Source organism: Pseudomonas sp. NBRC 111138, from assembly GCF_001320835.1.
In the GTDB taxonomy this organism is placed as follows: Bacteria; Pseudomonadota; Gammaproteobacteria; order Pseudomonadales; family Pseudomonadaceae; genus Aquipseudomonas; species Aquipseudomonas paracarnis.
In genome coordinates, this window is record NZ_BCBO01000087.1 from 15,118 (window position 1) to 39,343 (window position 24,226).

The 24,226-nt window shown below is 60.4% G+C and carries 22 protein-coding genes; 10 read left to right on the forward strand and 12 right to left on the reverse strand.

What is annotated here, in order from left to right; translation table 11 throughout:
* Positions 1–123: 123 nt before the first annotated feature.
* The gene (locus tag APH41_RS16950; protein WP_034128303.1) at positions 124–513 is read right to left on the reverse strand and encodes a hypothetical protein; all 390 of its coding nucleotides are present in this window, start codon (positions 511–513) and stop codon (positions 124–126) included.
* 153 nt (positions 514–666) lie between these two features.
* Between APH41_RS16950 and APH41_RS16955 the strand changes: the two genes are divergently transcribed.
* Complete coding sequence (locus tag APH41_RS16955; protein ID WP_054920226.1) at positions 667–936, forward strand: hypothetical protein; 270 nt, start codon at positions 667–669, stop codon at positions 934–936.
* A 106-nt stretch (positions 937–1,042) separates the two neighbouring features.
* Here the strand turns inward: APH41_RS16955 and APH41_RS16960 are convergent, their stop codons facing one another.
* Positions 1,043–2,389, reverse strand: a complete 1,347-nt coding sequence (locus tag APH41_RS16960) for a DEAD/DEAH box helicase (protein ID WP_003193110.1) — start codon at positions 2,387–2,389, stop codon at positions 1,043–1,045.
* Positions 2,390–2,581: 192 nt separating this feature from the next.
* Between APH41_RS16960 and APH41_RS16965 the strand changes: the two genes are divergently transcribed.
* Complete coding sequence (locus tag APH41_RS16965; protein ID WP_054920228.1) at positions 2,582–3,874, forward strand: mechanosensitive ion channel family protein; 1,293 nt, start codon at positions 2,582–2,584, stop codon at positions 3,872–3,874.
* Between the two features lie 15 nt (positions 3,875–3,889).
* On the opposite strand, the gene APH41_RS16970 is transcribed toward APH41_RS16965, so the two are convergent.
* Positions 3,890–4,456 (reverse strand): TetR/AcrR family transcriptional regulator, encoded by a 567-nt coding sequence (locus tag APH41_RS16970; RefSeq protein WP_054920230.1) that lies wholly within the window; start codon positions 4,454–4,456, stop codon positions 3,890–3,892.
* Between the two features lie 125 nt (positions 4,457–4,581).
* On the opposite strand from APH41_RS16970, the gene APH41_RS16975 reads away from it, so the two are divergent.
* Together APH41_RS16975 and APH41_RS16980 are read left to right on the forward strand one after the other, a co-directional pair.
* On the forward strand, positions 4,582–5,370 hold the full coding sequence (locus APH41_RS16975) for an SDR family oxidoreductase (protein ID WP_054920232.1): 789 nt from the start codon (positions 4,582–4,584) through the stop codon (positions 5,368–5,370).
* Positions 5,371–5,431: 61 nt separating this feature from the next.
* Positions 5,432–6,460, forward strand: a complete 1,029-nt coding sequence (locus APH41_RS16980; protein WP_054920235.1) for an NADP-dependent oxidoreductase — start codon at positions 5,432–5,434, stop codon at positions 6,458–6,460.
* Here the strand turns inward: APH41_RS16980 and APH41_RS16985 are convergent.
* The 3 genes from APH41_RS16985 to APH41_RS16995 form a co-directional block, all read right to left on the reverse strand.
* A complete protein-coding gene (locus APH41_RS16985) occupies positions 6,417–7,286 on the reverse strand; it encodes a carboxylate/amino acid/amine transporter (protein WP_054920237.1) in 870 nt (289 codons plus the stop codon). The two genes, APH41_RS16980 and APH41_RS16985, sit on opposite strands and share 44 nt — an antisense overlap.
* Positions 7,287–7,489: 203 nt before the next feature.
* Entirely contained in the window at positions 7,490–8,089 is a 600-nt protein-coding gene (locus APH41_RS16990; protein WP_044275035.1) for an FMN-dependent NADH-azoreductase, read from the reverse strand.
* A 151-nt stretch (positions 8,090–8,240) separates the two neighbouring features.
* The gene (locus APH41_RS16995; protein WP_034128295.1) at positions 8,241–8,555 is read right to left on the reverse strand and encodes a 3-phosphoglycerate kinase; all 315 of its coding nucleotides are present in this window, start codon (positions 8,553–8,555) and stop codon (positions 8,241–8,243) included.
* 49 nt (positions 8,556–8,604) lie between these two features.
* On the opposite strand from APH41_RS16995, the gene APH41_RS17000 reads away from it, so the two are divergent.
* The 5 genes from APH41_RS17000 to aqpZ all read left to right on the forward strand — a co-directional run bounded on the left by APH41_RS17000 (position 8,605) and on the right by aqpZ (position 13,705).
* The gene (locus APH41_RS17000; RefSeq protein ID WP_003193120.1) at positions 8,605–9,528 is read left to right on the forward strand and encodes a LysR family transcriptional regulator; all 924 of its coding nucleotides are present in this window, start codon (positions 8,605–8,607) and stop codon (positions 9,526–9,528) included.
* A 14-nt stretch (positions 9,529–9,542) separates the two neighbouring features.
* Entirely contained in the window at positions 9,543–10,346 is an 804-nt protein-coding gene (locus APH41_RS17005) for an alpha/beta fold hydrolase (RefSeq protein WP_054920239.1), read from the forward strand.
* 3 nt (positions 10,347–10,349) lie between these two features.
* Positions 10,350–10,913, forward strand: coding sequence for a peptidylprolyl isomerase (locus APH41_RS17010; RefSeq protein ID WP_034128293.1), 564 nt, complete (start codon positions 10,350–10,352; stop codon positions 10,911–10,913).
* Between the two features lie 82 nt (positions 10,914–10,995).
* Positions 10,996–12,828 carry an ABC transporter ATP-binding protein gene (locus APH41_RS17015; RefSeq protein ID WP_054897840.1) on the forward strand — a complete coding sequence of 611 codons (1,833 nt, stop codon included), beginning with the start codon at positions 10,996–10,998 and terminating at the stop codon, positions 12,826–12,828.
* Between the two features lie 175 nt (positions 12,829–13,003).
* Complete coding sequence (gene aqpZ / locus APH41_RS17020; protein WP_054920241.1) at positions 13,004–13,705, forward strand: aquaporin Z; 702 nt, start codon at positions 13,004–13,006, stop codon at positions 13,703–13,705.
* A 120-nt stretch (positions 13,706–13,825) separates the two neighbouring features.
* On the opposite strand, the gene APH41_RS17025 is transcribed toward aqpZ, so the two are convergent.
* Entirely contained in the window at positions 13,826–14,959 is a 1,134-nt protein-coding gene (locus APH41_RS17025) for a GNAT family N-acetyltransferase (protein ID WP_054920243.1), read from the reverse strand.
* 285 nt (positions 14,960–15,244) lie between these two features.
* Here APH41_RS17025 and APH41_RS17030 point away from each other — a divergent pair, with 285 nt between their 5' ends.
* Complete coding sequence (locus tag APH41_RS17030) at positions 15,245–16,567, forward strand: putative porin (protein ID WP_003193136.1); 1,323 nt, start codon at positions 15,245–15,247, stop codon at positions 16,565–16,567.
* 32 nt (positions 16,568–16,599) lie between these two features.
* Here APH41_RS17030 and APH41_RS17035 read toward each other — a convergent pair whose 3' ends face one another.
* The 5 genes from APH41_RS17035 to aceK form a co-directional block, all read right to left on the reverse strand.
* Positions 16,600–16,836 (reverse strand): anti-sigma factor, encoded by a 237-nt coding sequence (locus APH41_RS17035; protein ID WP_054920245.1) that lies wholly within the window; start codon positions 16,834–16,836, stop codon positions 16,600–16,602.
* Positions 16,830–17,444, reverse strand: coding sequence for an RNA polymerase sigma factor (locus APH41_RS17040; protein ID WP_014719433.1), 615 nt, complete (start codon positions 17,442–17,444; stop codon positions 16,830–16,832). Before APH41_RS17040 ends, APH41_RS17035 begins: the two co-directional genes overlap by 7 nt.
* Before the next feature lie 145 nt (positions 17,445–17,589).
* Positions 17,590–18,711 (reverse strand): beta-ketoacyl-ACP synthase III, encoded by a 1,122-nt coding sequence (locus APH41_RS17045; RefSeq protein ID WP_034128411.1) that lies wholly within the window; start codon positions 18,709–18,711, stop codon positions 17,590–17,592.
* A gap of 312 nt (positions 18,712–19,023) precedes the next feature.
* On the reverse strand, positions 19,024–22,935 hold the full coding sequence (gene hrpA, locus APH41_RS17050; RefSeq protein ID WP_054920247.1) for an ATP-dependent RNA helicase HrpA: 3,912 nt from the start codon (positions 22,933–22,935) through the stop codon (positions 19,024–19,026).
* Between the two features lie 132 nt (positions 22,936–23,067).
* A partial coding sequence (aceK, locus tag APH41_RS17055) for a bifunctional isocitrate dehydrogenase kinase/phosphatase (RefSeq protein WP_054920250.1) occupies positions 23,068–24,226 on the reverse strand: 1,159 nt, incomplete at its 5' end.

Genomic DNA, 24,226 nt, shown 5'->3' on the forward strand with positions numbered 1-24,226 from the left:
GATTCAAGTCCGTGAGTTGAATGGCAGCAGATTAGGAGTCGCCGGCTGTCAGCAACCTTAGCGACAGATTACCGATTCGACAGGTTCACCCGGCTCCCTCGGGGGCGCCGGGGCACAAGAAGATCAGGCGATCTGCGCTTTGGAGGCCACTTCAGCGAACGTTGCCGGATCAAGCGCGTCCTCCTGCTCATCCAACACCTGACGTGGATGATCATTGCCCGGAATCGAACTGTCGATCAGCGCCAGCAATTGCGCACCCAGCGCCGTCAGAATGAAATTCTCGCCATTGCCGCCCTCTTCCTCAGGCCGCGACTCGATAAAGCCACGCTTGAACAGCAGCGCCTCGTAATCGGCAGCGGTCTTCTTGAGTGCGTCCAGGTTGCCAGTGTCCTCGCCGGCCGTCGCCTTCTCGGCCGCTTCTTGTTCGGCGTATTTGCGCGGGGCAAAGCTGCCTTCGCCGTTCTGCACTTCATGCAGCAGACGTTCGATCAGATCCCAATTGTAAGTCGTCATCCTGATTCCTCCTGCAGGCCGATGGAGTTAGCCCGTCTAAGGGAGTGACACGTTCCGGCACTGGCCGTTCAACCGAACGGACGGGCGTCATTTCTCTGAACTTTCCAGAGGTTCGCCGCCTCAACTGCACATCACTGCCAAGGAAGTCCGACCATGAAAACCTTGATGAAGCTGACCCTCGCCGCCACGCTGTTGAGCGCCCTGCCCGCCTGGGCCTGCACGCCCGAGGAGGCCACGGCCAAGCGCGAGGAGCTGGCCAAGGAAGTGACCAAGCTCACAGAGCAGAACCCGACCAAGGCCAAGGAGATGAATGACCAGTTACAGAAGATGGACCTGGATACCGAAAGCGCCGAGTTTCCCGACAAGTGCCAGTTGATCGATGCGCGGCTCAAGGAGCTCAGAGAGGCTGCGCGGAAGCATTGAGCACAACGCGACGCAGAGCGTCTCTGGAGGCATTCCCACGCGGAGCGTGGGAACGATCATGGCGAAAAAAAACCGGACATTGTCCGGTTTTTTTATGCCCAACTGCTTATTCGGCAGCCGGAGCTTCTGGCTTGCGGCGCTTGAGCGGCGCCATGCCGTCCTTGCTGACGAGCGACAGGTTGTCGGTCTTCGGCCGGTTGGCGATCTTGCGCTTGGTCGGCGACTTGGCGCCGGTTTTCTTCTTGTCGCCCTTGGCGTCGGTCTTTTTCTTCTTCACGCCAACGGCCTTGCCCGACGCCTTGACCTTCTTCGGCCCGGTGTACGTACCTTTGACTTCCTTGATGGTGCGGCGCTCGAACGACTGCTTCAGGTAGCGTTCGATGCTCGACATCAGGTTCCAGTCGCCGTGGCAGATCAGCGAGATAGCCAGGCCATCGTTGCCAGCCCGTCCGGTACGGCCGATACGGTGCACGTATTCGTCGCCGCTGCGGGGCATGTCGAAGTTGATCACCAGGTCCAGGCCGTCGACGTCGAGGCCGCGTGCGGCAACATCGGTGGCCACCAGGATCTTCACGCCGCCCGCCTTGAGACGGTCGATGGCCAGCTTGCGGTCCTTCTGGTCTTTCTCGCCGTGCAGCACGAACGCCTTGTATTCCTGCGCAACCAGGCGCCCGTAGATACGGTCGGCGGCGGCACGGGTGTTGGTGAACACGATGGCCTTCTGGTAGGTCTCGTTGGCCAACAACCAGTTCAGGATCTGTTCTTTGTGCACGTTATGGTCAGCGGTGACGATCTGCTGGCGCGTGGTGGCGTTCAGGTCGCTGACGTTGTTGACCTGCAAGTGCTCAGGGTTGTTCAGCACCTTGGCGACCATATCGCGCAGGGTCGAACCACCGGTGGTGGCGGAGAACAGCATGGTCTGCTGGCGGTTGACGCACTCACCGACCAGACGTTGCACATCATCGGCAAAGCCCATGTCGAGCATGCGGTCGGCTTCGTCGAGCACCAGCACTTCGACTTCCTTGAGGTCGAGGTTGCCAGCGTTGAGCTGCTCGATCATGCGCCCTGGGGTGCCGATCAGGATGTCCGGTACCTTGCGCAACATCGCGGCCTGGACCTTGAAGTCTTCGCCACCGGTAATGATGCCGGACTTGATGAAGGTGAACTGCGAGAAGCGCTCGACTTCCTTCAGGGTCTGCTGGGCCAGCTCGCGGGTCGGCAGCAGGATCAGGGTCTTGATGCTGACGCGCACTTTGGCCGGGCCGATCAGGCGGTTAAGTACCGGAAGGACGAAAGCGGCGGTCTTGCCGCTGCCGGTTTGCGCCGTCACCCGCAGGTCACGCCCTTGCAGCGCGAGCGGGATGGCCGCTGCTTGCACAGGCGTAGGCTCGACAAATTTAAGCTCGGCCACGGCTTTAAGCAGGCGTTCGTGCAGGGCGAATTGGGAAAACACGGGTGCTACCTCGAAGAAATACAAAATATCAGCTGCATAGGTTACCGGTTTCGGGCGCCCAAACCGAGTTTCTTTACGCGAACGGGGCTAATCAGCTGCTTTTTTGTCAGCGATTTTGTCCAGAGCGTCAACTTTGTTGCACTTAAATGCTCTAATCGCCCCGTGTTGTCTTACAGAAGAATCGGTTCACTCATGGATATCAAACAGCTCTGGCTCAACGTCCAAGACCTTTGGGGCGCCCTCGATGAACACCCGGTCCTGCATTCCAGCCTAGGCTTGCTGGTGTTGCTGGTGGTGGCATTGGTGGTGGGAAGGGTCGCCCGTTACCTCATCCTGCACGCGGTCAAATTGCTCGGCCGGCAGCCGGCCCTGCACTGGCTGAACGACCTGCGGCATAACAAAGTCTTCCATCGCCTGGCGCAGATGACGCCATCGCTGGTGGTCCAGTTCGGCCTGTACCTGGTGCCGGACCTGAGCAAGACCGCCATTCTGTTTATCGGCAACGTCGCCCTGGCGATCACCATTCTGTTCATGGTTTTGGCCATGAGTGCCCTGCTCAACGCGCTGCTGGATATCTACGCACGCACCGAACACGCACGCACCCGCTCGATCAAGGGCTATGTGCAACTGGCGAAAATGGTGCTGTTCGTGTTCGGCGCGATCATCATCGTCGCCACCCTGATCGACCGCTCGCCGCTGTTGCTGCTGTCGGGCCTGGGTGCGATGTCGGCGGTGATTCTGTTGGTGTACAAGGACACGCTGCTGTCGTTCGTCGCCAGTGTGCAATTGACCAGCAACGACATGCTGCGCGTCGGTGACTGGATCGAAATGCCCCAGGTGGGTGCCGATGGCGATGTGGTGGACATCACCCTGCACACGGTGAAGGTGCAGAACTTCGACAAGACCATCGTTTCCATCCCCACCTGGCGCCTGATGTCCGAGTCGTTCAAGAACTGGCGTGGCATGCAGGCCTCCGGTGGGCGCCGTATCAAGCGCAGCCTGTACATCGACGCCAGCGGCGTACGCTTCCTGAACGACGAGGAGGAAGTGCGCATGACCCAGGTGCACTTGCTCAGCGGCTATATCAGCCGCAAGCAGGCCGAACTCAAGGCCTGGAACGAGGCTCAGGGCCACAGCGCGCAACTGTCGGCCAACCGTCGGCGCATGACCAACCTCGGCACCTTCCGCGCCTACGCACTGGCATACCTGCAAAGCCACCCGGACATCCAGCCGAACATGACCTGCATGGTGCGCCAGATGCAAACCACCGCCCAGGGTGTGCCGCTGGAGATCTACTGCTTTACCCGCACCACGGCGTGGGGCGATTACGAGCGGATCCAGGGCGATATCTTCGATTATCTATTGGCAGTGTTGCCGGAGTTCGGGCTGAGCCTGTATCAGCAGCCGAGCGGCAACGACCTGCGCGCCGGCGTGCTGCCGGCGTTGGCCGGAGCCACGCAGGTACCCATCGCCGAAACGGCATGAGTGATGCAAACGGGATTACGGCAGTGACGCCGTAATCTCCTTGCGGCAAACCTCAAGCACTTCATAGGCCAGTGTGGAATCATCCGGGCACGCCCGCGACAGCATGATTGCGCCGATGGCATGGGCCATGCTGTCGAGCATTTTCGCGCGCACGCCTTCTTTTGGCGTCTCATGAGCTGCGTTGTACTTTGCTTCCAGGGCCTGCAGGGTATTTTCCAAACCGTCGGCAAAGGTCGCCTTCAGCGTGTCCGATTGACGGGCGGCATCGGCACACAACGCCGCCAATGTGCATCCGCCGCCGCGATGGTCGCGGTGCTGCCTGGACAGGTAAACCTCGAAAAACTGCTCCACCTCCATCTCCGCGCTGTCGGCCAGTGACTGCGCCAGACTGTTGGCGGCTGCTTCCGCCATCAAGTCCGCCTTGGAACCGAAGTGCTTGTAAAAGCCGCCTTGGGTAAAACCGGCCGCAGCCATCAACTCGGCCACGCCCACCCCATCGAAACCCCGCTCGCGGAACAGCTCGGAAGCTGTCGCGACGATATGGGCCCGATTGCTCTGTGACTGCGCCTTGGTGATCTTCATGTGTAGGGTCCTGCCAGCTTGCGAGATAGGCATATTACTATGATGTCGATCATAATCAAAATCGTTGACAGCTTTGATTATGATCGACATCATAAAACCTCCTCGCACTCACAGAGCATCACACCATGAGCACTTCCACTACCGTTCTGATCACTGGCGCTTCGACCGGCATTGGCGCCGCCTACGCCGAACGCTTTGCCGCACGCGGCCACGACCTCGTACTGGTCGCCCGTGACATCGCGCGCCTGGAAGCGCTCGCCGCCAGGCTGCGTGAGCACCACGCCGTCAGCGTTGATATCCTCCCGGCCGACCTGACCCAAAGCGCTGACTTGGCCGCAGTTGAAGCGCGCCTGCGCGATGACGCCAGCATTGGCACGCTAGTCAATAATGCAGGCGCCGCGCAGTCCGGCAGTTTTATTGAACAGTCCACCGAAAGCGTCGCGCAGTTGGTCGCCCTCAACACCACGGCTCTGGTACGCCTGGCGAGTGCCATCGCCCCGCGCCTGGCGGCAGCCGGCAACGGCGCTATCATCAACATTGGCTCGGTAGTGGGCCTGGCCCCGGAATTCGGCATGACGGTGTACGGCGCGACCAAGGCGTTCGTGCTGTTCCTGTCCCAAGGCATGAGCCTGGAACTGGCGCCCAAAGGCGTGTACGTGCAAGCCGTGCTGCCCGCTGCCACGCGTACCGAGATCTGGGAGCGTGCGGGCATTGATATCAACACCCTCACGGACGTGATGGAAGTGGGTGATCTGGTGGACGCAGCGCTGGTCGGTTTCGACCGCCGCGAGCCGGTGACCATTCCGCCGTTGCAGGACGGCGCCCGTTGGGACGCGTTGCAGGCTGCGCGGCAAGGCTTGCTGGCGCAGATCAAGCAGTCCCAGGTTGCCGAGCGTTACCTGGCCAACGCCTGATCAACCGGTAGCAGGCGTGCTCCGCGCCTGCCCTTCTCACCGAAGCAACGAGCGTTGAACCATGAAGGCATTTTCCATCGAACGGTACGGCAAGCAGCCCGGCCGTCTCATCGAGCCCCCCGCGCCTGTTGTGGGTGAACATGACGTGCTGGTCCAGGTGCGGGCCAGCAGCGTCAATGTGCTGGATGCAAAGATCGCCAAGGGCGAATTCAAACTGATCCTGCCCTATGCATTGCCGTTGACACTGGGCAACGACCTGGCCGGCGTGGTGCTCAGTGTCGGCGCTGCGGTACGACGCTTCAAGCCGGGGGACGAAGTCTACGCTCGCTCGCCCCAGCAACGTATCGGCACCTTCGCCGAGCGGATTGCCGTGCACGAAGACGCACTGGCGCGCAAACCCGACAACATCACCATGGAGCAAGCCGCGTCCCTGCCCCTGGTCGCGCTTACGGCGTGGCAGGTGCTGGTGGAAACCGCGAAGCTGAAGAAAGGCCAGAAGGTGTTCATTCATGCGGGCTCAGGCGGGGTGGGCAGTATCGCCATCCAACTGGCCAAGCATTTGGGCGCTTTTGTCGCCACCACCACCAGCACCGCCAATGTGGAGTGGGTCAAGGCGTTGGGCGCGGATGTAGTGATCGACTACAAACAGCAAGCCTTCGAGGCCGTGCTGCGGGATTACGATGTGGTGCTGAACAGCCTGGGCCCGGATGCGCTGGCCAAGTCACTGAAGATTCTCAAGCCCGGCGGTCAGCTCATCTCCATCTCCGGGCCGCCGACGCCCGCCTTCGCCCGCGCCCAGAACCTGCCATGGGTATTAGGCCTGGTCATGGGCCTGTTGAGCAGCGGTATCCGCAGGAAAGCACGCAAGCAAGGCGTGAGCTATGAGTTTGTCTTCATGCGTGCCAGTGGCGCACAACTGGATGAAATCACCGCGCTGGTCGAATCCGGCAGTATCCGGCCGGTTATCGACCGTACCTTTCCGTTCGAATCCACAGCGGCGGCCCTGGACTATGTCGAACAAGGCCGCGCCAAAGGCAAGGTGGTGATCACGATGGGGACGACACCACCCGACGTACACCCAGCCGGCTGATCCAAACCGCCCCCAGAATCACCAGGCCGCCCAGGGCCAAACGGCCCAGCGGTTCGTGCTGGTTCCAGATCAGCAGGTTCAGCAGCAACCCCACCGGCACATGCAGGTTGTTCATCACCGCCAGGGTGCCGCCATTGACCAGGCAGGCGCCCTTGTTCCACCAGTACATGCCCAGCGCGGTGCTGACCAACCCGAGGAACACCAGCACACCCCATTGCAGCGGCGCTTGCGGCAGGAAGTCAGCCTTGCCGAACAGCAGGAATGCCGGCAACACCACCAACAAGGCACCCAGGTAGAAATAACCGAAACGCCGGAAGTGCGGCTGGTCACTGGGATAACGCGCCACCAGGTGTTTGTACATGACTTGCCCGGCGGCGTAGGTGAAGTTGGCCAATTGCAGCAGCAAGAACCCCATCAGGAAGTGCGGGGTGATCTGATCGAAACGAATCACCGCCGCACCGCCCACCGCCACCAGGGCCGCCACCAGCGCCCAGGGGTTGAAGCGGCGATTAAGCGCGTCCTCGATCAGGGTCACATGCAGCGGCGTGAGGATGGTGAATAGCAGCACTTCCGGCACCGTCAGCACGCGAAAGCTCAGGTACAGGCAGACGTAGGTCACGCCGAACTGCAATGCACCGATCACCAACATGCCGCGCATGAACGCGGGCTCCACCGAGCGCCAGCGCGTCAGCGGGATAAAGATCAGCCCGGCCAGCACCACGCGCACCAGCACCGCAAAGTAGCTGTCGACGTGACCGGCGAGGTATTCGCCAATCAAGCTGAAGGAAAATGCCTGAATCAGGGTGACAACCAGTAAATAGCCCATGCGCGCCTCGTTTCGAATGGGCGCGACATTAAAGCTTTTTGGAGGTTGAAGAAACTCGGCGCAAAAAAAACCCGACCTCGCTAAAGCGGCAGTCGGGCAGGAGCACTCAGGAGCAAAAAGTGCAAAGGGAGGTTCGATACGCGTACTTGAAGGGTTTGCGTGGGGCTATATAAGCAGCACGGGATTATCTGACGATTAACGCCTCAGGCCACCTGGGCCAGCAGTGCCTTGGCGTGATTGACGCCCTTCTCCTGGAAGTCGCCGCCCAGGTTGACGCCTTCGGCGTGAATGAAGGTGACGTCATGAATGCCAATAAATGCCATGACCTGGCGCAGGTACGGTTCCTGGTGATCCGAGGTAGCACCCGTGTGAATACCGCCGCGTGCGGTGAGCACGATGGCGCGCTTGCCGGTCAACAGGCCCTGGGGCCCAGTGGCGGTGTATTTGAAAGTCACACCGGCCCGCAACACGTGATCCAGCCAGGCTTTGAGGGTGCTGGGGATAGCGAAGTTGTACATCGGCGCGGCCATCACCAACACGTCGGCGGCCAGTAGTTCGTCAGTCAACTCGTTGGAGCGGTCCAGGGACACCTGTTCGTCGTCGTTACGCTGCTCCGCCGGTTTCATCCAACCGCCCAGCAGGTTGGCATCCAAATGGGGTACCGGATTGAGCGCGACGTCGCGCACGGTGATGTGGTCTGCCGGATGGGCGACTTGCCATTGGCTGATGAACTGTTGGGTGAGCTGGCGGGAAATGGAATCCTGCTGGCGCGCACTGCTTTCGATGATCAGGACATTGGACATGGCTTCGTAGGCTCCATCGGTAATTGCTGTAAGTCGATGGAGAGAAGGTTAACCAGAGCCCATTCGATAAAAAAGCGCAAAAAACTGCTACAACCCATCTAGAAATTCGTTTATAAGCGGAGTATTCCTGTGGGCATGCCCCGCTACCGCTTTATTTTGGGGCGCAGTCCAAGGCAATGCGCATCTTGATGATGGCGCGGTTGAACTTGACCGTGGTGTTGGTGCTTTTGCCTGCCGGCACAGTCACGGTGCGACGGCGTGGCGATTCCGGGCCGTTGGTGAAGGTAACCTTGCACACCGCGTCCTGGGTACCGTAGTTGTTCAGCTGGATCGAACTGATGTCGCCGTCCACATCGGAGGCGGTGTAATCAATGCTCACGCCATCGATCTTTTTCGTCACATCGATAGGGTAGGCAAACGCGCTCATCGGCAGCAGCGCCAGCAACACACAACACAATTTTCTCATTCGGCAGTCTCCAATAAGGACCGCCAGCTTAGGACAAGAGGAGCTCATCTTGAAAGCGCCCCGCGTTACCCTCGATCAATGGCGCACCTTGCAAGCCGTGGTCGATCATGGCGGCTTTGCCCAAGCCGCCGAAGCGCTGCACCGTTCGCAATCTTCAGTGAGCTACACCGTAGCGCGCATGCAGGACCAACTCGGTGTCCCCTTGCTGCGTATCGACGGGCGCAAGGCGGTGCTGACCGAAGCCGGTGAAGTGCTGCTGCGCCGCTCCCGCCAACTGGTGAAAAACGCCAGCCAACTGGAAGACCTCGCCCATCACATGGAGCAGGGCTGGGAAGCCGAAGTGCGCCTGGTGGTGGATGCCGCCTACCCCAGCGCACGCCTCGTTCGCGCGCTGACCGCCTTTATGCCCCAAAGCCGTGGCTGCCGGGTGCGCCTGCGCGAAGAAGTGCTGTCCGGCGTCGAAGAGTTGCTGCTCGACGGCATGGCGGACCTGGCCATTTGCGGGTTTATCATCCCGGGCTACCTGGGCACGGAAATGAGCGATGTGGAGTTCGTCGCCGTGGCCCACCCCGATCACTCGCTGCATCGCCTCAACCGTGAGCTGAGTTTCCACGACCTGGAGAGCCAGATGCAGGTTGTGATCCGTGACTCGGGCCGCCAACAACCGCGCGACGTCGGCTGGCTAGGCGCCGAACAGCGCTGGACCGTCGGCAGCCTCGCTACCGCCGCCACCTTCGTCGGCAGCGGCCTGGGCTTTGCCTGGCTGCCCCGGCACATGATCGAGCGCGAACTCAAGGAAGGCGTGCTCAAGCAGCTTCCCCTGGAAAAAGGTGGCAGTCGCAACCCGACGTTTTACCTGTACTCCAACAAAGACAAACCCTTGGGGCCCGCCACGCAGATCCTCGTGGAATTGCTGCGCACCTTTGACACCGCTCCCCTGGACGCGCCCTTCGCCGCTCCCCAACAAGCCTGAAACGGAGTTCATCCATGGCCTGGTTCGATCATGAAGGCTGCAGCCTGCATTACGAGGAATACGGCCATGGCAACCCCCTGATCCTGATCCACGGCCTGGGCTCCAGCAGCCAGGATTGGGAACTGCAAATACCGGTACTCGCCCGGCACTACCGCCTGATCGTGGTTGACGTGCGCGGCCATGGTCGCTCGGACAAACCCCGGGAGCGCTACAGCATCAAAGGGTTTACCTTCGACCTGGTCGCCCTGATCGAACACCTGGACCTGCCAGCGGCCCACGTGGTGGGTTTATCCATGGGCGGCATGATCGCCTTCCAACTGGCGGTGGATGAACCCCTGCGGGTCAAAAGCCTGTGCATCGTCAACAGCGCGCCTGAGGTCAAGGTGCGCAGTGCCGACGACTATTGGCAGTGGGCCAAACGCTGGACCCTGGCCCGCGTGCTCAGCCTGGGCACCATCGGCAAGGCCTTGGGCGATCGGCTGTTCCCAAAACCTGAGCAGGCCGACCTGCGCCGCAAGATGGCCGAACGCTGGGCAAGCAACGACAAACGTGCTTATCTCGCCAGCTTCGACGCCATTGTGGGCTGGGGCGTGCAGGAACAACTGTCGAGAATTGCCTGTCCAACCCTGGTCATCAGCGCCGACCATGACTACACCCCCGTGGCGCAGAAAGAAATCTATGTAAAACTGCTGCCCGATGCGCGGCTGGTGGTCATCGAAGATTCCCGCCATGCCACGCCCTTGGATCAACCCGAGGTCTTTAACGCGACCTTGCTCGAGTTTCTAAAGACCGTCGAAACCACTACCCAGGATCACTGACCCATGCTGAAAAAAATCGCCTTCTTTGCCGGTTCCGCCCTGTTCGCTGCCAACCTGATGGCGGCCGAGCCGGCCAAGGCGCCACACGTGTTGCTCGACACCACCAACGGCCAGATTGAAATCGAACTGGACCCGGTCAAGGCGCCGATCAGCACCAAGAACTTCCTGGCCTATGTCGACAAGGGCTTCTACACCAACACGATCTTTCACCGCGTGATCCCCGGCTTCATGGTCCAGGGCGGCGGGTTCACCCAGCAAATGGCGCAAAAGCCGACCGAAGCACCGATCAAGAACGAAGCCAGCAATGGCCTGCATAACGTGCGTGGCACCTTGTCCATGGCTCGCACCAATGACCCGAACTCGGCCACCAGCCAATTCTTCATCAACGTGGCTGACAATGCCTTCCTCGACCCGGGCCGCGATGCCGGTTATGCCGTGTTCGCCAAAGTGGTCAAGGGCATGGACGTGGTAGACATCATCGTCAACTCCCAGACCACCACCAAGCAAGGCATGCAGAACGTGCCTATCGATCCTGTGATCATCAAGTCGGCCAAGCGCATCGACTGAGGTCCGCAGGCAGCTTTGCACGGTGCCCGCATGGCACCGTGCACCTTTGAAAGGAGAGCCCGCCCGGCGGGCGTCAAACCTAATGCTCTATCGTCGTTTTGAACAACTGATCGATATTTTCCGCGACGCCCCCAGCGCGGCCCCTCCCGAAAAAGTCCTGCCCTTCTATCTCTATTACCTGCGCCAGGTGTGGCCGTGCTTCGCCGCGCTGCTGGTGGTGGGGCTGGTCGGCGCCCTGATCGAAGTTGCGTTGTTCAGCTACCTGAGCCGCATCATCGACCTGGCCCAGGGCACGCCACCGGCGAATTTTTTCCAGATCCACAGCGCCGAGCTGATCTGGATGGCCGTGGTCGCCCTGTTGTTGCGCCCGCTCTTCAACGGACTGCATGACTTGCTGGTGCACCAGACCATCAACCCTGGCATGACCAGCCTGATTCGCTGGCAGAACCACAGCTACGTGCTCAAGCAGAGCCTGAATTTCTTTCAAAACGATTTCGCCGGGCGCATCGCCCAGCGGATCATGCAAACCGGCAACTCCTTGCGTGACTCGGCGGTGGCGACCGCGGAGGCTATCTGGCACGTGTCGATCTACGCCATCAGTGCCCTGGTGTTGTTTGCCGAGGCCGACTGGCGGCTGATGATTCCGCTGATCACCTGGATCGTTTGCTACAGCCTGGCCCTGCGTTACTTCGTACCTCGGGTGAAAGAACGCTCGGTGATTTCCTCCGAGGCGCGCTCCAAACTGATGGGCCGAATCGTCGACGGCTACACCAATATCACCACTTTGAAGCTGTTCGCCCATACGCAGAACGAACAGGAATACGCCAAGCAAGCGATCATCGAGCAGACCGAAAAAACCCAACTGGCCGCCCGCGTGCTCACCAGCATGGACACCGTGATCTGTATTCTGAACGGCCTGCTGATCGTCACCACTACTGGCCTGGCCCTGTGGCTGTGGACCCAGTCGCTGATTTCCGTGGGCGCGATTGCCCTGGCCACCGGCCTGGTGATCCGCATCGTCAACATGTCCGGCTGGATCATGTGGGTGGTCAACGGCATCTTCGAAAACATCGGCATTGTGCAAGACGGCCTGAAGACCATCGCCCAGCCACTGGCCGTTATCGATCGTGAAAACGCTCCGCGCCTGACGGTACCCCACGGCCAGGTACGCTTTGAGCAAGTGGACTTCCACTACGGCAAGAAGAGCGGAATCATTGGCGGCCTCAACCTTGAGATCAAGGCCGGGGAAAAGATCGGCTTGATCGGCCCATCCGGCGCGGGCAAGTCGACGCTGGTCAACCTGCTGCTGCGCCTTTACGACCTGCAGGGCGGGCGCATCCTCATCGACGGCCAGGACATCGCCGAGGTAGCCCAGGAGAGCCTGCGTGCACAAATCGGCATGATCACCCAAGACACCTCGTTGCTGCACCGCTCGATCCGCGACAACCTGTTGTATGGCAAGCCCGACGCGACTGACGAAGAACTGTGGGCGGCGGTGCACAAGGCCCGCGCCGATGAATTCATCCCGCTGCTGTCGGATTCCGAGGGCCGCACCGGGCTGGATGCCCATGTGGGTGAACGTGGGGTGAAACTCTCCGGCGGGCAACGCCAGCGTATCGCTATCGCCCGCGTGCTGCTCAAGGACGCGCCGATCCTGATCATGGACGAAGCCACCTCTGCGCTGGACTCTGAAGTGGAAGCGGCGATCCAGGAGAGCCTGGAAACCTTGATGCAGGGCAAGACGGTGATCGCAATTGCACACCGGTTGTCGACCATCGCACGAATGGACCGCCTGGTGGTGCTGGAAAAAGGCCAGATTGCCGAAAGCGGCAGCCATTCCGAGTTGTTGGCATACGGCGGGCTTTATTCGCGGTTATGGCAGCATCAGACCGGGGGTTTTGTCGGCATAGACTGATTTTGCTGAGTAAAGCCCCGCTCAATTCCGAACAATTCTGACAGCTTTCTCTATCTGGCTGGTCTTGCGACACAATCCTGCTGTACTGCAATCAGGCCCCAGGAGGGCCCTGATTTAAGGCAGCAGGGAAGCCACACAGACCGTTAATCAGATAGAGCAATCTAAGGAAGTGTTCATGTCACTGTTCAAACGTTCCGTAACGGAAGGACTGGGTACGTTTTGGCTGGTGTTGGGTGGCTGCGGGAGTGCGGTGTTGGCCGCAGCGTTCCCCAACGTCGGCATCGGCCTGCTCGGGGTGTCCCTGGCTTTTGGGCTCACGGTGCTGACCATGGCATTTGCCATCGGGCATATCAGCGGCTGTCACCTTAACCCAGCCGTCTCGGTGGGGTTGGTGGTCGGCGGCAGATTCCCGGCCAGGGAGTTGCCGGCCTACATCGTGTCGCAAGTGATCGGTGGCGCCATCGCCGCCGCACTGCTGTACTTCATCGCCAGCGGCAAACCCGGGTTCGAACTGGCCTCCGGGCTGGCAAGCAATGGTTATGGCGAGCATTCACCCGGTGGTTATTCAATGGCGGCAGGCTTTGTCTGTGAGCTGGTGATGACGGCGATGTTCGTGCTGATCATCCTTGGCGCCACCGACCGTCGAGCCCCGGCAGGCTTCGCGCCCATCGCCATTGGCCTGGGGCTGACGCTGATCCACCTGATCTCCATCCCGGTGACCAACACCTCGGTCAACCCGGCCCGCAGCACAGGGCCTGCGTTGATTGTCGGCGGCTGGGCGCTGCAGCAATTGTGGCTGTTCTGGCTCGCGCCCATCCTCGGCGCGGTGATCGGCGGCATTACGTACCGATGGTTGGGTACAGAAAAAACAGCTTGACCCAATCCCTGCAGGAGCGAGCTTGCTCGCGAAAAACGCCAACGATGACGCGGTGCATACAGCTGTAATCCCGCGTCGTCTGCACGTTCTTCGCGAGCAAGCTCGCTCCTACAGGGTGTTTCACGTGCCGTCAGAGTGCCGATAAGGCAGAGCCGCCCTCGCCTCTTCGGCATACGCCAGAACCCCCACCCGTTCACGCTCAAGAAAATCTTCCACAGCGTTCTTCAACCCCGGGTGGCGCAGGTAGTGCCATGACCGCGTAATCACCGGCTCAAACCCGCGAATCAATTTGTGCTCACCCTGGGCACCTGCATCGAAGCGTTGCAGGCCGTGGGCGATGGCGTAGTCCATGCCCTGGTAGAAACAGGTTTCGAAATGCAGGCGGTCGAATTCCGCCAGGCAACCCCAGTAGCGACCATAGAAGCTGTCGCCACCGAGCAGGCTGAAGGCCATGGCCACCGGGCGCGTGCCTTGTTTGGCCAAGACTACGCGTATGGCTGCCGGCATGCGCTCAGCCAACAGGCTGAAAAATGCGCGGGTCAGGTAGGGCGATTGCCGGCGCACCGCGTAGGTGTTGGCGTAGCAGGCGTAAACAAAATCCCACTGGGATTCGCTCAGCTCATGGCCTTGCAACCAATCGAACTCGATACCCTGCCCTGCCACTTGTTCGCGCTCTTTGCGCATCTGTTTGCGCTTGCGTGAACTCAGGGCGTCGAGGAAATCCTGGAAGTCGCGGTAACCACGGTTCTGCCAATGAAACTGACAACCCAGGCGTTGCAACCAGCCGGGGTGTTGGGCCATGGCTTCATCGGCGAGGGCATCGGTAAAGTTGATATGGGCGCTCGACAGGCCCTCGATCTCCAGATACCCCGGCAGGCTATTAAGCAATTCGAAAGCGTCTGCGGCACTGGCAGCCAATACGCGCGGCCCACCGACCGGGCTGAACGGCACGGCCGTCAGCAACTTGGGGTAATAGTCGATGCCGGCGCGCTCGCAGGCGTCGGCCCAGCCGTGATCGAACACGTACTCGCCATAAGAATGCCATTTGCGATAACCCGGCAATGCCGCCATCAGCCGGTCGCCTTCCCAGTGCAGCAAGTGCTCCGTCTGCCAGCCCGAATGCGGGCCGACGCTGGCGCTGTCTTCCAGCGCACTGAGAAACCCATGCTGCATAAACGGCTGGGCCTGTGGCATCAGGGCATCCCACGTGTGCGCAGCGATATCGGACAGGCTGTCCAGGCGTTGCAGCGGCATCGGCATCCTCATTGTTTCTTGGCATGAAAAGCTGGGGAGTATCGCTGATCACAGCCGCGCACACATCCTCAAAACACGCGGACAGACGTCAAAACCCTTAGTTCCGTTGCGTAACGATTTGTCATCTAGATGAAATCACTTAGCCACTACTCCGTCATAAACGGTCGCGATACTGACGCCAGTTTTTAGAGCGTCCGGGTCTACCGGGCGACATTTTTTCCGTCCGTCATGGGTCGGTTGTGTCCTGGAGGGTGTTGCCCTCCCTCCTCACTTTCGGAGATTGATATGCGTCTTGCTTCCACTAAAACTGCGGCGGTCCTGTGTGGCGGCCTGTTGCTGGCACTGAGCGTTCCGGCCAGCGCTGCAGTCGACGCTAAATTGCTCGACATGCTCAAGGCCAACGGCCAGATCACCGCGGCGCAGTACACCGAACTGCAAATGGAACTGGCCAGGGATCAGAAAGAGCAGCAGATCGCACGCCAGGCTCAACAAGAGACCAACGAGCAGATCGCGGCCACTGCGAAAAAAACCAACGAGCTGAGCAGCTTCGACCAGAAATTGGCTTGGGCAGCCAAGACCCAGTTCAAGGGTGACGTGCGCTTCCGCCAGGAAACCATCAAGATCGACGGCGAGCCCAACAACGGTGGGCGTGACAAAGACCGTCAACGCATTCGTGCCCGCCTGGGTGCCTACACCGAAATCAACCCGCAAGTGGACACCGGTATCCGTATCGCCACCGGCGGCGGCGATGATGCACGCTCCACCAACCAGGACCAGGATGGTTACTTCGATAAAAAGTCGATCTGGCTGGACCTCGGCTACATCGACTACCACCCGGACCAGATCAAGAACCTGCACGTGATCGGCGGCAAGATGCTGCAGCCGTGGGTGAACATGGGCGATGTGATCTGGGATAGCGACATCAACCCTGAAGGCCTGGCCGTCACCTACAAATACCCACTGGGTAGCAGCGCTGAGCTGTTCGGTAGCCTGGGTAACTACAACCTCAAGGACAACGTGGACGGTGACGGCGTGCAATTTCGCCATGACCTGCGCCTGACGTCCGGCCAGTTGGGCACGCGGTTCTCGGTCACCGACAACCTGAAAATGACCTTGGGCGGCAGCATCTACGCCTACAAGAATGACGAAGACAGCCGCTGCACAACCACCACCACGCCTTGCGCATTGGCGGTCAACGGCAACTCGGCCAACAATGAATTCCGCTTGTACGAAGGCTTTGCGCAAGCAGACATCGGTGGCCTGGCCGTGCCGCTGTCGTTCTACGGCCAGTACGTGAAAAACAACGATGCGGTGACCGACCAGGACACCGCCTGGTTGCTGGGTGCCAAGTCCAAGGTGTTCGGTTTGAACCTGGACTACAACTACCGCGACGTTCAACGTAACGCCGTCGTAGGCGCCTTCACCGATTCGGACTTCGCCAACGGCACCACCGGCTCGCGCGGTCACAAGATGAAAGTCAGCTATGACATCGACAAGAACTTCGCCATCGGCGCCACCTACTTCCTGACCAAGGCTGACTTCGCCAGCCGGACCCAGCGGGATGCAGATACCAACACCTTGCAGCTGGATGCTGAAGCCAAGTTCTAACGCTTAACATGTAGGAGCGAGCAAGCTCGCTCCTACATGATGTCTTTAAGCCGCTCGGCGGCCAGTTGTTCGGCCAGCGCATCAACACCCTCCACCGGTTCCTGAGGCATGCGCTTGAGCGTTGCCTGCATCAGGCGCATCTGACGGATAAAGCGCCGGCAGTTCGGACAAAACATCAAGTGATGACGCGCCAGCAGACGCTCCCGAAAGGTCAATTGCCCATCGAGATAGTCACTGGAACGCGCTACTTGTTCTTTACAGGTCAACATTCGCCCGTTTCCTCAAAATGCTCCACCGTGGCGAAGACTTTAAGCCGCGCTCGATGCAACAGCACACGGACGTTGGAGAGTGAAAGGGTCAGAAGATTACAGATTTCTTCCAGTTCCAGGCCCTGGCGTTCACGCAGGACCAGCACACTGCTTTGCAATTCGGACAAACTCAGAATCGTATGCTCCAGGCATTTGCGCAGTTCATCTTCGGTCAGCAGCGCTTCCGGGGTGTCCTGGTGCCAAGCGTAAGGGGCGACAGCCCAATGGCCATCATCCGGGCTGAAGCGGTCATCGCCAATGGTGCCGTGGGGTGAGGGCAAATCGTCGAGAAGGACTTCCCGACGATTTTGTTTGTAACGGCTCTTTGCGGAGTTGGCAGTGATCGTCAATAACCATGTCTTGAGGCTCGATCGCCCTTCGAACTTGGCCAGGTTGCGCACCACCGAGAGCCAGGCATCTTGCACCACCTCATCGGCATGGCGCTGGCCGACGATGGCATACGCCACTGCGCGCATCGCACTCTGGTAAGTGTTGACCAAATCCTTATAAGCCCGCTGCTCACCCTTGAGCAGGCGTTCAAGCAGGTGCGCATCGTCCGCTGCTGCCATCGATTACCTCAATATTGCCGTGGAAATACGCTCAATGTGGGAGCTGGCTTGCCTGCGATCCAGACAACTCAGTGATTCAGGCACACCGAGCCGATGCCTTCGCAGGCAAGCCAGCTCCCACAGTTGACCGCGTCCGGCCACACACTCAGCGTTTGCGCAGGATCACACTGCCAATCGAATACCCGGCACCAAAGGAGCTGAGTACGGCAACCGCGCCCTTGGGCAGGTCATCCTGATAAGTGTGAAACGCAATCACCGAGCCGGCCGAGCTGGTATTGGCGTAAGTATCGAGGATCACCGGCGCTTCTTCCACCGATGCCTCGCGCCCCAGCAGTTTTTTCACGATCAAGTGATTCATGCTCAGGTTGGCCTGGTGCAGCCAGAAACGCTTCACATCAGTGACACTCAGCTGGTTTTCTGCCAAGTGCTCGCCGATCAATTCGGCCACCATCGGGCAAACATCACGGAATACCTTGCGGCCTTCCTGCACGAACAGCTTGTCGGGGGCGCCGATGCCCTCTTCCGCCGTGCGGTTGAGAAAGCCGAAGTTGTTGCGAATGTTGTTGGAAAACTTGGTCAGCAGCTTGGTGCTCACCACGTCGAACTGATGTTCGGACGTCGCCAGGTCAGCACGCTCCAGGATCACCGCCGTGGCGGCATCACCGAAGATGAAATGGCTGTCACGGTCACGAAAGTTCAGGTGGCCGGTGCAGACTTCCGGGTTGACCATCAGGATCGCCCGGGCCTGGCCCAACTGGATGCTGTTGGCCGCGTTCTGGATGCCGAAGGTGGCCGAGGAACACGCCACGTTCATGTCGAAGCCGAAACCCTGGATACCCAAGGCTTCCTGGACTTCAATGGCGATCGCCGGGTAAGCGCGTTGCAGGTTGGAGCAGGCGACAATCACGCCATCAATGTCGGCGGCGGTCTTGCCGGCGCGCTGCAGGGCTTGTTCGGCGGCACCGATGGCCATCTGGCAAAGCACCGACCATTCGTCGTTGCTGCGCTCGGGCAGGCGCGGCGCCATGCGCTGCGGATCGAGGATGCCGTCTTTGTCCATCACAAAACGGCTCTTGATGCCGGATGCCTTTTCGATGAATGCCGCGCTCGACTCGGTCAGCGCCTGCACCTCGCCACGTTCGATAGCGGCGGCGTTGTCGGCGTTGAACTGTTGTACGTAGGCATTGAAAGACTGCACCAGCTCTTCGTTGGAGATGCTGTTGGCCGGGGTGTACAGGCCGGTGCCGCTGATGACGACGTTATGCACGGTCGTTCCTCTAAATCTGTCAGGCAGAAGATATTGGTACCGTCGTACCAAACTGTAAGTCGTTTGATTCCGTCCAGCAGGCATCAAACTGGCAACGCTTTATCTAATCTTGTAACCGCGAAGTTTGCCACAACGCCGGTGATTTGGCGCCATATGCCAGACAAACATCCAATTGTGGGAGGGGTTTGTCCTCATACCTGTAGGAGCGAGCTTGCTCGCGAAAAACTCACAGGCGCCGCGTTTATTCAGGAGAGCCGCGTTATCGTTGACGTTTTTCGCGAGCAAGCTCGCTCCTACAAGTGGGCCAGGGGTTCAGGGCTCTACCTGGCTCCATTGCTTGCTCAAGCGCTTATCGGAAATCGGCACTTTGGTGCCCAACTGCTGAGCAAACAGCGACACCCGGTATTCCTCCAGCCACCAGCGGTATAGCTCCAACTGCGGGTCGCGCTTGCCTTCCTGGGTGTGTTTGTTCAGGCGGTTCTGGTACTGCGCCCACAGGCCGCCCAATTCGCTGCTCCACACGCGGTCCTTTTGCACCTGGCTCGGCAGTTTTTCCAGGCGCAGTTCAATGGCCTTGAGGAAACGCGGCAGTTCCTTGAACCACTGGGCCGGGGTTTCCCGCACAAAACCTGGATACACCAGGTTGCTCAGTTGCTGCTTGATATCGTTCAAGGCCACGGCCTGGGCCAGGTCGATCTTGCCTTTGAAGCGTTTTTGCAGGCCGTGCCAGAGCTTCAGCACTTCCAGGGTCAGGCGCGCCAAGCGTTCGGCGTGCTCAGTCCAACTGCCGCGCTTGCGTTCAGCCAAGGCTGCCAGGCCAGCGCCATCCCGTGGCAGGCTATCTTCGCCTTCAAGTACGCAGGTATCGAGGCTGGCCAACAGGATGTCTTCCACCAGCGCGTCGATACGCCCCAGTTCACGGTACATCAGGCCCAGCTCGGTCAAGCCCGGCAATTTACCGCGCAGGAATTTCGCCGGTTCCGCCAATTGCTGCATCAGCAGGCGCTGCAAGGCGCGACGGTGCTGGAACTCGGCTTCGGCGGCGGTCGAGAAGCGCCCCTCCTTGACCGTGCCGTTCTCTTCCACCAGTGCCGGGTACACTGTCATCGATAGGCCGGCGATGTTCTGCTGGGTTTTTTCCGCCACCGCCGCAAACACCTTGGCCTCCACCGGCTGCTGGCTTTTCGCGGTTTGCGGCACGGCCAAGGCCGCCTGGCTGGCTTCGGCAAACCGTGCGGTGAGCTCGGCCAGGTCACGGCCTTCGCCGAGGAATTTGCCCTGGCCGTCGACCACTTCCAGGTTCATCTTCAGGTGGTTTTCCACCTGTTGCGCCGCTTCGGCCCACGCCTCATCGCTGACCCGCGCACCGGTCATGCGCAGCAATTCACGCCCCAGCGCCTGGGGCAGCGAGCCCTGGCCGAATTCGATGCGTTGCAGCGCGGCCTTGACGAAGTCCGGCACCGGCACGAAGTTTTTGCGCAACGCCTTGGGCAAGTTGCGCACCAGAGCGATGCACTTGGCTTCGATCAACCCCGGCACCAGCCACTCCAGGCGCTCGGCTGGCAACGCCGGCAACAAAGGCGCCGGCACCCGCAGGGTCACGCCGTCACGGGGGTGGTTGGGTTCGAAGTGGTAACTCAAGGCCAGGGCCAGGTCGCCCAAGTGCAAGGTGTCCGGGTAATGCGCGGCGGTGACTTCACTGGCCTCGCGGGCCAATACATCTTCTTCGCGCATGATCAGCAGTTGCGGGTCTTTCTGGCTGTTGACCTTGTACCAACTGTCAAAGGTGGCGGTCTGGTGAATCTCTGCAGGCAGGCGCGCATCGTAGAAGGCGTACAGGGTTTCTTCATCGGCCAGGATGTCGCGACGGCGGGCCTTGGCTTCCAGCTCGTCGAGTTGCTCCAGCAGTTTCTGGTTGGCCGTCAGGCACTTGGCACGGGACTGAATCTCGCCGCGCACCAGGCCTTCACAAATAAACAACTCACGGGACACCACCGGGTCAATCGGCCCGTAATGCACCGGCCGGCGCCCGACCACAATCAGCCCGAACAGGGTGATCTGCTCAAAGGCCACCACCTGGCCGCGCTTCTTCTCCCAATGGGGTTCGAAGTGGTTTTTCTTGATCAGATGCCCGGCCAGCGGCTCGATCCAGTCGGCGTCGATTTTCGCCACCATGCGTGCATAGAGCTTGGTGGTTTCCACCAGTTCGGCGGTCATCAGCCATTGCGGGCGCTTCTTGCCGATGCCCGAAGACGGGTGAATCCAGAAGCGACGCTGGCGCGCGCCGAGGTAATCGCCGTCTTCGGTCTTCTGGCCGATCTGGCTGAGCAAGCCGGACAGTACCGCTTTATGCAGCTTCGGATAGTCCGCGGGCTCTTTGTTGAGGCTCAGCTGCATGTCGCGGCAGATCAGGCTCAATTGACGATGGGAGTCGCGCCACTCGCGCAGGCGCAAGTAGTTGAGGAAGTTTTTGCGGCACCAGTTGCGCAACGGACTGGCGGTCAGTTCCTGGCGCTGCTCCTCGAAACCGCGCCACAGGTTGACCAGCCCGGCGAAGTCCGAATCCGGGTCTTTCCACTGTGCGTGGGCCTGGTCGGCCGCTTGTTGACGCTCCGGTGGGCGCTCGCGCGGGTCCTGGATCGACATGGCGCTGGCGACGATCAACACTTCCTGCAAACTGCCCAGCTTGGCCGCTTCCAGCAACATGCGGCCCATGCGCGGGTCCACCGGCAAGCGGGCAAGCTGGCGACCCAACGGCGTGAGCTGGCTGTTGCGGTCTACCGCCGAGAGTTCTTGCAGCAGGTTGAAACCGTCGCTGATGGCCTTGCCATCCGGCGGTTCGATAAACGGGAAATCGGTGATCTCGCCCAGGCGCAGGTGCAGCATCTGCAGGATCACAGCAGCGAGGTTGGTGCGCAGGATCTCCGGATCGGTAAATTCCGGGCGCCCGATAAAGTCTTCTTCGCTGTACAAGCGCACGCAAATACCCGGCTCAACCCGGCCGCAACGGCCTTTACGCTGGTTGGCGCTGGCCTGGGAAATCGCCTCGATGGGCAAACGCTGCACTTTGGCGCGGTAGCTGTAGCGACTGATGCGCGCCGTACCGCTGTCGATCACGTAGCGAATGCCCGGCACGGTCAGCGAGGTTTCCGCGACGTTGGTCGCCAGTACCACGCGCCGGCCCGGGTGGGACTGGAAAATGCGCTGCTGCTCGGCCGGCGACAGCCGTGCGTACAACGGCAAAATCTCGGTGTGCTTGAGCTGGGCCTTGCGCAGCATGTCGGCCGCGTCACGAATCTCGCGCTCGCCGGGCAGGAACACCAATACGTCGCCAGGACTGCGCCGTTCGCTGCGCTCATAGGCGGCGATTTCATCGAGGGTGGCAAGGATCGCCTGGTCGACGGTCAGGTCGTCCTCGACGCGGTTGCCCTCCTCGTCCTGTTCCAGGGTGAGTGGGCGATACCAGGTGTCCACCGGGAAGGTACGGCCCGACACCTCGACAATCGGCGCATCGTCGAAGTGCTTGGAAAAGCGCTCCAGGTCGATGGTGGCCGAGGTGATGATGACTTTCAGGTCGGGGCGACGCGGCAACAGGGTCTTGAGGTAGCCGAGCAGGAAGTCGATGTTCAGGCTGCGTTCGTGGGCTTCGTCGACGATGATCGTGTCGTAGCGCTCGAGGTAGCGGTCGTTCTGGGTTTCGGCCAGCAGGATGCCGTCGGTCATCAGCTTGATCAGGGTGTTGGAGTCACTCTGGTCTTCGAAGCGCACTTGGTAACCGACCAGCGCACCCAATGGCGTGGCCAGCTCTTCAGCGACGCGGCTGGCGACACTGCGCGCCGCGATCCGGCGCGGCTGGGTGTGGCCGATCAGGCCGAACTGGCCACGGCCGATTTCCAGGCAAATTTTCGGCAACTGCGTGGTTTTACCCGAGCCGGTTTCACCGGCGATGATCAGTACCTGGTGCTTGTTCAGCGCGTCCTTGATCTCATCGCGCTTGGCGGCAATCGGCAGGCTGTCGTCGTAGCGAATCACCGGCAGGCTGGCGCGCCGCGCCGTGACCTGCGCGCACGATGCCTGCATGCGCGCCACCCACTGCGCCAACTTGTCCTCGTCGGGCTTCTTGCGCAGCTCAAGCAACTGCCGGCGCAAGCGGTGGCGGTCGGCGAGCATGGCGTGATCGAGGGTTTTGAGCAGTTGGTCGATGGTGGGTGCTTGGTCAGTCATCAGGTGCGTTTGGGTCGTCTATTTATGCAGGGGGCGGATTGTCGCAGAAAAGCAGCTGCTAGCGGCAAGCTTCAAGCAGCAAGTAAGGGCAGACCTGCTTTCACTTGCCCCTTGCAGCTTGCAGCTTGCAGCTTATGGCTGCTCTTTCCTCTTATAAGGGAACACGTCGATCACCTTGCCGGCACGAATCGCGTCCTGCAGGCCCTTCCAGTAGTCAGCGTTGTACAACTCGCCATGCAGCTCATCGAACAACCGGCGCTGCCCGGCGTCGGCAAACAGGAACGGCGGGAACTCTTCGGGGAACACATCCAGCGGGCCGATGGAATACCAGGGCTCGGAGGCCATTTCATCCTCGGGGGTGCGCGGCGCGGGAATATGGCGGAAGTTGGCTTCGGTGAGAAAGCAGATTTCGTCGTAGTCGTAGAACACCACGCGGCCGTGGCGGGTGACGCCAAAGTTCTTCAGCAACATGTCGCCGGGGAAGATATTCGCCGCCGCCAGTTGCTTGATCGCCAGGCCGTAATCCTCCAATGCTTCGCGCACCTGGGCGGGGTTGGCGTTGTCGAGGTAGAGGTTGAGCGGGGTCATGCGTCGCTCGGTCCAGCAGTGGCGGATGAGCACGGTGTCGCCCTCCACTTCGACGGTACCGGCGGCGACTTCCAGCAGCTCGGCCAGGCACTCGGGCTCGAACTTGCTCAAGGGGAAGCGGAAGTCGGCGAACTCCTGGGTGTCGGCCATGCGCCCTACCCGGTCGACGCTTTTCACCAGGCGGTACTTTTCGATCACCGTGGCGCGGTTGACGTTTTTTGACGGCGAGAAGCGGTCCTTGATGATCTTGAACACCGTATTGAAACCCGGCAGCGTGAACACGCTCATGACCATGCCGCGCACGCCGGGGGCCATGATGAACTGGTCGTCGGTGGTGGCCAGGTGGTTGATCAGCGCGCGGTAGAACTCGGATTTGCCGTGCTTGTAGAAACCGATGGAGGTGTACAACTCGGCAATGTGCTTGCCCGGCAGGATGCGCTTGAGAAAGCCGATGAATTCCGCTGGCACGGGTACATCGACCATGAAATAGGAACGGGTGAACGAGAAGATGATCGACACGTCGGCTTCGTCAGTGATCAACGCATCGATCTGGATGCCACGCCCTTCGCGGTGCAGCAGCGGAATCACCAGCGGCCATTGTTCGTCGCGGGTGTAGATACGCCCCACGAGGTAGGCGCCTTTGTTGCGGTACAGCACTGAGGAAAACAACTCGACCTTGAGGTCCGGGTCCTTGCACACCCAA